Below are 10,880 nucleotides of genomic sequence, written 5' to 3'. Positions count from 1 at the left end.
GGGGGGGGCCCCCCCCCCGGGGCCCCCCCACGCCCGAAGGACACAATCCCATGCCCACTCTGCGCACCCACAGCGCGCCCCACTCGGCCGACGTCGTCGTGATCGGCGCCGGCATCAACGGCCTCGCCATCACGCGTGAAGCGGCCGCCCGCGGACTCCACGTCGTCATGATCGACCGTGACGACATCGCCGCACGCACGTCGGCGATCTCGACCCGCCTCATCCACGGGGGACTGAAGTACCTGCCGCGGTTCGAGATCCCGCTGGTCTTCGAGTCGATCCGCGAGCGCGACATCCTGCTGAAGGCGGCGCCGCACCTGGTGCTGCCCTATCCGATGCTGATCCCGTTCGCGAAGTGGAACAAGACGCCGGGCTGGCTGATGTCGTGCGGCCTCATCGTGCACGACGTGCTCGCGATCGGCAAGCGCCTGCCGCTGAACCGCATCGTGTTCGGCGGCCGCCTCTCGCGGGAGTGGCCGTCGGTGGCGAAGGCCGGTGTCAAGTGGGGCGGCCTGTTCCAGGACGCGCACGTGCCGGTGACCGAGCGTTTCGCCACCGAACTGGCGATCGACGCGTCGCGCAACGGTGCCACGGTGCTCACGCACACTCCCGTCACGGCGCTGCTGCGTGAAGGCGGGCGGATCGCCGGCGTGGTCTACCGCGACCGGGAGAGCGGCCAGGAGCAGGAACTGCGCGCCCCCGTCGTCGTGAACTCCGCCGGCCCCTGGGCGGACGAGGTCCTCGCCCTCGCCGGAACCCACCCCCGGCGGATCGGTCCCACCAAGGGCAGCCACCTCGTGGTGGACACCTTCCCCGGCGCCCCCGCCACGTGCGTCTTCTTCGACTCTCCGCAGGACGGTCGCCCCATGTTCGTCCTGCCCTGGTGGGACGGGCGCTTCATGCTGGGCACGACCGATCTGCCCTACGACGGGTCGATCGAGGACATCGCGATCGACGGGGACGAAGTGGACTATCTGCTGACGTCGGTCAACACGATCATCCCCGAGGCCGGCCTCACCCCCGACGACGTGCTGTGGTCCTACTCGGGGGTGCGCCCGCTGCCCTACGTCGCAGATCTGACCGACCCCTCCTCGGTCAGCCGGGACAGCGAGATCGTGGTGCACGACGGGGACTCCGCCGGTCTCGTGACGATCATCGGCGGCAAGTACACCACGCATCGCGCGCTCGGCGAGCAGACGCTGCGAAAGATCGAGAAGCTGCTGGGGCTCCGGAGGCAGACCTCGCCGACGCGCGACGCGCGCTTCCCCGGCGCCCCCGCCGAGGACGTGGCGCAGTTCCGTGCCTCGTTCGTGGAGCGCAGCTCGCTGCCCGAGCGCACCGCCGCTCGCCTCGCCGACGTGTACGGCACGCTCGCGCGGGAGATCGAGATGCTCGCCGCGACCGACCCCGCCCTCGCCGAGATCGTCGACGAGGAGACGGGCGCGATCGCGGCCGAGATCCTCCACGCGGTCCGGGAGGAAGGCGCTGTGACGCTCGAGGACGTGCTGCTGCGACGCACCGTCATCGCGTTGAACAGCGATGTGGGGCTCTCGTGCGCACCGCGCGCAGCGGCGGTCCTGGTGGCGTACGCCGGCTGGAGCGAGGAGCACGCCGACGCGGAGATCGCGCGCTACCGTGTATCGGTTCGGCGCTTCGTGCCCAGAGCGCTGCGGGACGCCCCCGGTCTCGAGCAGACCCCGTGAGGACAGGAGAGCGGACACCATCATGAGCACCTGTGTCATCGGGATCGACGTGGGCCTGACCTCGGCGAAGGCGGCCGCCTTCGACGAGGCGGGCAACGAGATCCGCACCGTCTCCGCCCCCAACCCGCGCGTCGCCGTCTCGCGCGAGCGGCAGGAGGTGGATATGGACGCGCTGTGGGACGTCGTCGCCGACGTGCTGCGCGATCTCACCGCCGACCTCGCACGAGACGGCTGGACGATCGCGGCGGTCGCCGCCACCGGTCACGGCAACGGGCTCTACCTCGTGGATGAGGACCTGCGCCCGGTGCGCACGGCCATCGCGTCGACGGATCATCGCGCCGAGGCGATCGTGGCGTCCTTGGACGCCGCGGAGGTGGAGCGCGTGCGCCGCGTCACGGGGTCGATGCCGTGGGCCGCGCAGCCGGGCGTGCTGCTGCGCTGGCTGCACGACCACGAGCCCGACGTGCTCCAGCGCTCCCGCTGGGCGCTCACGTGCAAGGACTGGATCGCCGCGTGCCTGGCCGGTTCGGCGCAGGCGGACCTGTCGGATTCGTCCGGCTGCGGACTGGTGAACCTGGCGACCCGGGACTACGAGCCGGCCGTGCTCGAGCTGCTGGGCCTTCCCGCCGACTCGTCTCGGCTGTTCCCTCCGCTGCGCGCATCGGATGAGGTCGTCGGCGCCGTGACCGCCGACGCCTCCGCGCGCACCGGGTTGCCGCTGGGCACCCCGGTCGTCGCCGGATGCATGGACTGCGTCGCCAGCCCGCTGGGTGCGGGTGCGACCGCACTGGGCGATGTCACGGTGATCGTCGGCACGTGGGCGATCAACAGTGTCGTGGTGCCGGCCGACACCGATCCGCCGCGCGTCACGATCAACGCGCTGCTGCCCGATCCGGCCGCGATGCTCGCCATGGAGGTCGCCCCGACGTCCGCGGCCAGCATCGAATGGGCTGCCGGTCTCCTCGGCGCGCGAGCCACGATCCCCGTCACGCCGCGCGACCTGCTGACCGCGGGGCAGAGCGCGCCGCCGCTGGCCGACGGCCTGCTGTTCCTGCCCTTCATCCACGGGGCGCCCGAGCACCTGGGTGCCTCGGGCACCTTCCTCGGCGTCAAGGGGAATCACGGCTATCCGCACGTGGCCCGCGCCGTGGCCGAAGGGATCACGCAGTATCACCGCGTGCAGCTGGGCAAGGTCCGCTCCAGCGGGGCGGAGGTCTCCGCCGGACCGTGGACGCTCGCCGGCGGCGGGGCGAAGAACCCCGTGTGGGCGCAGATGTTCGCCGACGTCGTCGGGCACCCCATGCGGCGTCAGCTGGGCACCGAGCTGGGTGCCCGTGGCGTGGCGTGGCTCGCCGCGCGGGGCGTGGGCATGGACACCGCGGCGTGGCACGCGGAGCCGGACCCGCGCCTCGTGGTCGAGCCGGGGGAATGCGCCGCGGATTACGCGCGGCAGTCAGCGACGTTCGACCGCGCCCTCAGCGCCATGCGCGCGGTATGGGAGGCCACGGCGTGAGCGTCGCCTCGTCGCCCGACGCGCTGGCCGAGATCGTGCGGGTCAGCCGCGCCCTCGGCTCCGACCCCGCCTATGTCCTGCACGGCGGGGGCAACACCTCGATCAAGACCACGGGTGTCGACGTCACCGGTGAAGCGGTCGAGCTCGTCCTGGTGAAGGGCAGCGGGTGGAACCTCGCCACGATCCAGGCCGCGGGCTTCGCACCGCTGCGCCGCGCGCGCCTGCACGATCTGCTGCAGCTGGAGCAGCTGGACGACGCCGCCATGGTGAACGAACTGCGTCAGGCCTCGCTCGACGCCTCCGCACCCACCGCGTCGATCGAGGCGCTGCTGCACGCCTACCTCCCCGGACGGGTCGTGCTGCACTCGCATGCCGACGCGATCGTCGCGCTCACCAACCGCGACGTCGCCCCCGCCGCCATCACGGAGGTGCTCGGCGACCGGGTAGTCGTGCTGCCCTACGTCAAACCGGGCTTCGGCCTCGCGCGGCTGGTCGCCGGGACGGACGTGTCCGGCGTGGATGCGGTCGTGCTCAGCAACCACGGACTCTTCACCTTCGGCGACGATCCGGACGCGACGTTGGCCCGGCACCGCGACCTCGTGGCCCGCGCGTCCGCCGCCGCCGGCGTGCCGGTGTGGGGCGATCCTGGGGCGGAGATCGACCGCTCGGGCTCTGTCGCGGCGATCGCGCAGCTGCGCGAGGCGGTGTCCACCGCGGCCGGGCGTCCGATGCTCGTGCGGCAGTCGTCATCCGGTCGTGCGGACGAATTCGCGCGGCGCCCCGACGTGGCGGCAGTGTCCGGCCGCGGGACGGCGACCCCCGAGCACGTGCTGTACACCAAGCGGGAACCGCTCGTGGGTCTCGACGTCGCCGCGTACGCGGCGCGGTATCGCGACTACGTCGCGCGGCATCGCACGCGGGCAACGACGGAGATCACCGAGCTCGACCCGGCGCCCCGCGTCATCTTCGATCCGGAGCTGGGCTGCCTCTTCGCGGGAGAGTCGGTCTCGGACCTGCGGGTGGCCGCCGATGTGGCACTTCACACCATGGACGTCATCGACGCCGCCGACCGCCTGGGCGGATACCGCTCGCTGGACGAGTCCGACACGTTCGACATCGAATACTGGTCGCTCGAGCAGGCGAAACTGGCCGGCCGCACGCGCCGGCCGCTCACCGGCGAGGTCGCGATCGTGACGGGCGCGGCATCCGGGATCGGCCGCGCCGTGGCCGAGCGGCTGATCGCCGATGGTGCGGCGGTCGTGGGCGTCGACCTCTCCGACGCCGTGGCCGAGGTCGGCTCCGGCGACGCCTGGCGCAGCATCGTGGGTGACGTGAGCGATCCTGCCGTGCTGGACGCGGCGGTGGACACCGCCGTGCGCGAGTTCGGCGGCGTGGACATCGTCGTGATCGCGGCGGGGATCTTCCCGCCCTCGCAGGCGGTGGCCGAGGTGGCCGACGAGGTATGGGACCGTGCCCTCCGCGTCAACGTCACCGCTCCCATGCGGCTCCTGCGCGCGGTGCACCCCGTCCTGGCGCGAGCGCCCCGCGGGGGGCGGGTCGTGCTGGTCTCCACGAAGAACGTCGCGGCGCCCGGTCCGGGCGCGGCGGCGTACTCGGCCAGTAAGACGGCGGCGGCGCAGTTGGCACGCGTGGCCGCGCTGGAGTGGGCGGCCGACCGCGTCCGGGTCAACCAGGTGGAACCGGATGCCGTCTTCGACACGGCGATCTGGACCCCGGAACTGCTCGAGGCCCGCGCCGCTCACTACGGTCTCACGGTGGCGGAGTACCGCACGCGGAACCTCCTCGGCGTCGAGGTGCGCAGCGCCACGGTCGCCGAAGCGGTCGTCGCCCTGTGCACGTCCTTTCCGGCGACCACCGGCGCGCATGTGAGCGTTGACGGCGGCAACGACCGCGTGATCTGAAGCGCGGGCTTCTAGTCGTCGCTGACGCGTAGGACGACCTTGCCGCGCGCGTGGCCCCGCTCCAGCTCGGCGTGCGCGCCGGCGGCATCGGCCAGATCGAAGACACTGTCGACGTAGACCTGCACGGCGCCCGAGTCCAGCAGGCGCGCGATCGTGGCGAGCACGCCGCCATCGGGGATGACGGTGTAGCCGGTGGCTCGCACGCCGGCGGCCGCCGCGTCCTCGGCGAAGCCCGGCCACGTGCCGCGGGGCACCTCGATCAGCAGGCCGCCGGGGCGCAGGACGGCGAGCGAGCGCCTCCCGGTGTGTGCGGAGTCGTTGCCGACGAGGTCGATCACGACGTCGATGTCGGTGGCGACCTCCTCGAAGCGCTGCGTCGAGTGGTCCACCACGACCGCGGCGCCCAGATCCCGGAGCCAGCCGGCATTGCGGGCGGAGCCGGTCGCCACGACATGAGCCCCGAAGTAGGCGGCGAACTGGACCGCGAAGTGACCGACCCCGCCGCTGCCGGCGTGGATGAGGATGCGCTGGCCCTCGTGTGCGAGCGCGGTCTCCACCACGATGCCCCACGCCGTCAGTGCGGCCAGGGGCACCCCGGCCGCCTCGACGTGCGAGAGGGATGCGGGCTTGCGCGCGAGGGACAGCGCGGGGGCGACGACGTATTCGGCGTAGCTTCCAGGACTGCGGGGGAAGGCTGACATCCCGAACACCTCGGTGCCGGGCGGGAAGGGGTACGCCTCGAAGGGCGCCTGCACCACGACACCGCTGAAGTCGTACCCGAGCGTCGCGGGGTAGTGGCAGATCTGTTCCGACACCCCGGCGCCGGCCCGCGTCTTCGAGTCGATCTGGTTGACCCCGGCGGCCACGACGCGCACGAGCACTTCGCTGAGCGCGGGGGTGGGGACCTCGACCTCGGCCGGGCGCAGCGCCGCGGCGTCTCCGACGGAGTCCAGCACCTGGGCGCGCATCCTCGCGGGAGGTGGGGCGGGCGGGGTGAGGAGGGCGCCCGTGGGAGCGGACTCGGGGCGCAGCGGGCGGAATCTCATCCGTCGCTCCTTCCGTGCGGTCGGCGTCGGCAGCACAGGTGACTGGGACGATGTCCAGTCAAGCCGAGCAATGTCTCGCCGGTGTTACGCGGCGGTCACTGCCCGGAGAAGCTCCCGCGGCCGCTACCGTGCGTCGTCGGCGGGTGCGCGCCCCGTCGCGAGGGCCGACAGCAGGACGGCGGCGTGGCGGATGTCCTCCACCGACCAATCGGCGAGAGCTGTGGCCAGGCGGCCACTGTGGGGAGCGCGTGCGGCCGTGAGGCGTTCGGTGCCCAGCGGCGTGACGGCGATCAGACGCGAGCGGCGGTCCAGTGGATCGGGAGTGCGCTCGACGAGCCCGAGCTCTTCCAGCTCGCTGACGCTGCGGCTGGTCAGCCCCTTGTCCGCGGTCAGTCGCTCCGCCAGCGCGGAGAGGGTGACCGGGCCCATCCGGTTGATGGCGGAGAGCACCTTGAACGTCCCCGGCAGCATGCCGGGGCTCGCCGTCTCCGCCGCCTCGGCGATGAGCCGGCGGAACACCGTCACGAGCTCGGAGAAGGACCCTTCGAGCGCGTCGATGGCCTCCCGGCGTCCGTCGTCGGGGGTGGGGATCGGGGCGGGATCACCGGTCACGTCAGTCATCCTTCCCCGAGCGCCGGCCCGCGTGCTGCCGGTCGTTCTCCGGGAGGGTCTCGACAGCACCGGTGGCACCGAGCGCGGCCATGCCCTCGGCGGTCGACACCGTCGCCAGGTCGGCCTCGCTGGCGGCGATGCGCTCGGCGGTGGTCATGCGCGTCAGCGGGTGGTTCGGCAGGAAGACGATGGCCAGGAGACTGATGACGGCGAGGGGGACGGCGATGAGGAACGCGTGGGAGATGGAGATCGCGTAGACCTGTTCGAAGATCACCCGTACGGCCTCGGGCAGCGCCGACACCTGGGGGAGCGAGCCGGACTGCAGCTGGTCGGCCACGCCCGCCCCTGCCGGGCCGAGGCCCGCGATGGCGGTCGCCAGCTCGGCCTGGCGTTCGGCCAGCAACGAGGTCACGGAGGCGGCGACCGTGGCGCCCATCACGGAGACGCCGACGGTGCCGCCGAGGCTGCGGAAGAACGCCACCGCCGCGCTGGAGGTGCCGAGAGTGGCCGGGTCCGCGGTGTTCTGGACGATCAGGACGAGGTTCTGCATCGTCATTCCGACGCCCGCGCCGAGGAGGAACATATAGACGCCCACGAGCACGAGCGAGGTGTCGTAGTGGATCGTGGACAGCAGGAACGAGCCGGCGATCAGCAGGACGGCGCCCAGGACGAGGTAGGCCTTCCAGCGCCCGTATCGCGTGATGAGGGCGCCCACCACGATCGAGGCGATCAGCAGGCCCGCGATCATCGGGATGGTGAGGAGCCCTGCCTCGGTCGGCGAGGCGCCGCGGGCGAGCTGCATGTACTGGCTGAGGTACACCGACGTGCCGAACATGGCCAGGCCGGTCGCGATCGAGGCCACCACGGAGAGGGTGAAGGTCGCGTTGCGGAACAGGTTCAGCGGGACCAGGGGCTCGGACACCTTCAGCTCGGTGATGATGAACAGCACCGTCGCCAGCGCGGCGCCGCCGACCATGAGGGCCGTTTCGGTGCTGGCCCACTCGTAGGTCTGGCCGGCGTTGGTGATCCAGATCAGCAGGAGGGACACGGCCACGGCGAGGAACACGATGCCCAGGTAGTCGATGCGGACCTTGCGGGGCGGATGCTTCGGCAGGTGCAGCGTGCGCTGCTGGATGATCAGCGCCGCCACGGCGAAGGGCAGGGCGACGAAGAAGTTCCAGCGCCACCCGAACGCGTCGGTGATGAGACCGCCCAGGAGCGGGCCGCCCACCGTGGCGACGGCCATGACGGCGCCGAACAGGCCCATGTAGCGGCCTCGCTCACGCGGGCTGATGATGTCGGCCATGATGACCTGGCTGAGGGCCGCGAGGCCACCGGCGCCGATGCCCTGGATCGCGCGGAAGGTGATGAGCATCTCGGGGTTCTGGGAGAACCCGGCGGCTGCCGTGGCGAGCACGAACAGCGTGATCGCGATCTGGATGAGCAGCTTGCGGTTGAACAAGTCGGCCAGCTTGCCCCAGATGGGGGTCGAGATCGCCGTCGTGAGCAGGGTCGACGTGACGACCCACGTGTAGACGGCCTGGTCGCCGTTGAGATCGTGGACGATCACCGGGAGAGAGGTGGAGACCACGGTCGAGGCCAGCATGGACACGAACATGCCCATCAGCAGTCCGAGCAGGGCGGGCAGGACGCGACGGCGGGCGGGCGCAGCGGAGGAATCGAGAGCCATGGGGCCCTTTCGTGCAGGTGACGGTTCCGCGACGGCATCGGCGCCATAGTTGATCTACATCAACGATACGCCGATTGGTTGACTTGCGTCAAAGACTGGTCACTCCGCAAGCGCGAGAGCGCGGAACGCCTCCCTGGGCGCGGGTGCGGGCGCAGCGCCCTGACGGGCGTGCATCGTCCGGCGGTGCAGTTCGTCGATGAGGGCAGTGGCCAGCCCCACGAGCGCGTCGATCTCCCGTTCGTCGCGGTCGACCCACTGGCACCGCGGCTCATCGTCCACCGGCACGAACCCGTCGTGCACCTCCCACGTGACGAGCGTCCGCTCGGCTCCCAGGACGTGCTGCTGCCACCACACCTGTCGCAGGTAGGAGCGCGGGATGCTGCGCCAGGCCTTGTTCGTCGTCTTGATCTCCGCGAGCACCACGCGGCCCGCCGCGTCCACTCCCACCCCGTCGGGGGTGGCCAGATGCCGCTTCTCCACGACCGCGTGGAACAGCGCGGAGGAGGGCTGGATGCCGTGCGTCGCGGCGACCCACGCGGCGATCTCCGGCTCTCGCAGGCGTCCGTGTGCCGTGTAGGCGTTGCCGGAGAAGCGGGCACCGCCGCCCAGCTTCTGATCCGCGGCCTTCGCAATGGCGCGCTCACTGGTCAGTGCGGCGACGTCCGTCGCGGTGATGCCCCGCGAGCGGGCCCGGATCCACGCCACGCGGTCGCGGGAATCCGCGACGATCCGGGCGGCGAGTTCGGGGGTCACCCCTCGAGGCTAACCCGGCGCGCCGACGTCTTCGACACGGCGCGCGGCCGCACGCGAGCGTCGCATCCGCCGGTCGTAGATGCTCGGATCGCGATACCCGTACCCCCGTTCGATCCGCACGATCCCCCCGCACTGGCCCAGCGTGACGGCGACGAACAGCGCTGACCACAGCATCGCGGTCACCCACAGTGCCGCGTTCGGGGTGACGAGCGTGGCGTAGAAGATCATGGAGACGGAGAACACCGCCGCGAGCATGCCCAGCGACACGGTGATCAACCGCAGCAGCATGTCGGCGGAGCGGTGCGGCAGTCGTACGGGGATGAACTCCCGCGTCACCGGCTGCCGCACGCCCGCGAGGTAGGGCAGCGCAGCCCAGAATCCGGCCGCCCTCGCGAGGCGGCGCCCGCTGGTATGCAGCTTCCACAGCAGGAGCACGGAGGGGATGCCGGCGGCGGCCGCGATCGCGACCCCGCCGAGGAGGAGCTCGAGGACGATGACCGGCCCCGCCAGTCCGGGAGCCAGCGCCGCGACGGCGGCCATCACGCCGAGGGAGGCGAAGGCCGCGCCCGCCGTCGCCAGCAGGCCCAGCAGCCAGCGTGACACGCGCGTGTAGTCGGCGCGCACCGTCGTCGCCGCGCGCTCGGCCCGCGTGGCGTTCATCCCGGGTGGGAAGGGCGCGCGCTGCCCGGCGGCGAGAGCCTCTTCGGCGGCTTCGACCAGGGGGAGCGACGCCGGGCGGATGTAGGCGAACACGTCACGCCCCTCCGGTGCGCGCGGGCGGAAACGGTTGGTCGGCCGGGACCACTCCGAACATCTCCCTCGCCGATGTCGGCGGAGCGAAGACGGCGAAGGCGGCGCGGCGGATGTCGGCGAACGCGCCGACCGAGATCGGCAGCATCCCGGCTGCCACCAGGGCGGCGGAAAGCGCCGCGCCCGCTTCGCCGCGCTGCAGGGCGAACACCGCCAGGCCCGCGCCGAGGAGGGCGAGGCAGCACGAGATCCCCGCCCCCGCCATGCGCAGCGCGAGAGCCGGGTCGGTGTGCGTGCGGCGCGCGCGGCCGGAGCGGGGGTCGGCTCGCGGCCGCTCGCCGCGCCGGTAGGGCAGGCGCACCCAGTAGGCCAGCGCCTCCGTCAGCGCCCGTCCCGCCCGTCGCAGCGACCGCAGCAGCCGGACGGAGAAGGCGGCCAGTGCGATGGTGAGGAGAAGGCCGGTGGCGGTGATCGCCCACGCGGTGCCCTGCTCGCGCTCGAGGGTCTCGGTGAATCCGTTCGGGATCAGCGCGGAGGTGAGGCCGGCGGCCAGCCAGAGCGCCGTGGCCAGCGCGCCCCACGCCAGCCGCGAGTAACGGCGATAGTCGCCGTACAGTGCGCGCTCGGCATCCGGAGCATCCGCTGAGGCCGCGACGTCCTGCGGTGCGACCTCGCCGGTTGCGCGTTCGAACGCCCGGGCGCGCTCGGCGACCTCGATCCAATGCTCGGATTCGGGTAGAACCATCCGCAACGCCATCGTCATCCCCCCGGGTGAGTGTGCTGGCACCCATTGTGCCCATGCGGGATTTGCCGCACGCAACTCCGGCACGTATGCTGGTGAGCAAGCCAAAGACCGTCGGTCATCGGTGTGCGCGCAAGTGCAACCCGATC

General features: G+C 72.0%; 9 protein-coding genes. 3 read left to right on the top strand and 6 right to left on the bottom strand.

Going from position 1 to position 10,880, the window contains the following annotated elements; genetic code table 11:
* The first annotated feature begins 50 nt into the window (after positions 1 to 50).
* From E4V99_RS18375 to E4V99_RS18365, 3 genes are read left to right on the top strand one after another with little or no spacing between them, the layout of a single operon-like run.
* Positions 51 to 1,703 carry a glycerol-3-phosphate dehydrogenase/oxidase gene (locus E4V99_RS18375; RefSeq protein ID WP_135068486.1) on the top strand — a complete coding sequence of 551 codons (1,653 nt, stop codon included), beginning with the start codon at positions 51 to 53 and terminating at the stop codon, positions 1,701 to 1,703.
* Between the two features lie 22 nt (positions 1,704 to 1,725).
* Positions 1,726 to 3,216, top strand: a complete 1,491-nt coding sequence (locus tag E4V99_RS18370) for an FGGY-family carbohydrate kinase (protein ID WP_135118150.1) — start codon at positions 1,726 to 1,728, stop codon at positions 3,214 to 3,216.
* The gene (locus E4V99_RS18365; RefSeq protein ID WP_209305658.1) at positions 3,213 to 5,138 is read left to right on the top strand and encodes an SDR family NAD(P)-dependent oxidoreductase; all 1,926 of its coding nucleotides are present in this window, start codon (positions 3,213 to 3,215) and stop codon (positions 5,136 to 5,138) included. The genes E4V99_RS18370 and E4V99_RS18365 overlap by 4 nt, the downstream gene beginning before the upstream one ends.
* Positions 5,139 to 5,149: 11 nt before the next feature.
* On the opposite strand, the gene E4V99_RS18360 is transcribed toward E4V99_RS18365, so the two are convergent.
* The 6 genes from E4V99_RS18360 to E4V99_RS18335 all read right to left on the bottom strand — a co-directional run bounded on the left by E4V99_RS18360 (position 5,150) and on the right by E4V99_RS18335 (position 10,734).
* Complete coding sequence (locus E4V99_RS18360) at positions 5,150 to 6,184, bottom strand: NADP-dependent oxidoreductase (protein ID WP_135118148.1); 1,035 nt, start codon at positions 6,182 to 6,184, stop codon at positions 5,150 to 5,152.
* A gap of 123 nt (positions 6,185 to 6,307) precedes the next feature.
* Positions 6,308 to 6,796, bottom strand: coding sequence for a MarR family winged helix-turn-helix transcriptional regulator (locus tag E4V99_RS18355; protein ID WP_240742703.1), 489 nt, complete (start codon positions 6,794 to 6,796; stop codon positions 6,308 to 6,310).
* A gap of 1 nt (position 6,797) precedes the next feature.
* Positions 6,798 to 8,486 (bottom strand): MDR family MFS transporter, encoded by a 1,689-nt coding sequence (locus E4V99_RS18350; RefSeq protein WP_135118147.1) that lies wholly within the window; start codon positions 8,484 to 8,486, stop codon positions 6,798 to 6,800.
* 99 nt (positions 8,487 to 8,585) lie between these two features.
* Positions 8,586 to 9,239, bottom strand: coding sequence for a YqaJ viral recombinase family protein (locus E4V99_RS18345; protein ID WP_135068473.1), 654 nt, complete (start codon positions 9,237 to 9,239; stop codon positions 8,586 to 8,588).
* Between the two features lie 9 nt (positions 9,240 to 9,248).
* A complete protein-coding gene (locus tag E4V99_RS18340) occupies positions 9,249 to 9,992 on the bottom strand; it encodes a hypothetical protein (RefSeq protein WP_135118146.1) in 744 nt (247 codons plus the stop codon).
* A gap of 1 nt (position 9,993) precedes the next feature.
* Positions 9,994 to 10,734 (bottom strand): hypothetical protein, encoded by a 741-nt coding sequence (locus tag E4V99_RS18335; RefSeq protein ID WP_135068469.1) that lies wholly within the window; start codon positions 10,732 to 10,734, stop codon positions 9,994 to 9,996.
* Positions 10,735 to 10,880 lie beyond the last annotated feature (146 nt).

The organism is Microbacterium sp. dk485 (assembly GCF_004570445.1).
Taxonomy (GTDB): domain Bacteria; phylum Actinomycetota; class Actinomycetes; order Actinomycetales; family Microbacteriaceae; genus Microbacterium; species Microbacterium wangchenii.
Note: the sequence above shows the minus strand (reverse complement) of the source record. Positions and strands in the feature narration are given on the sequence as shown.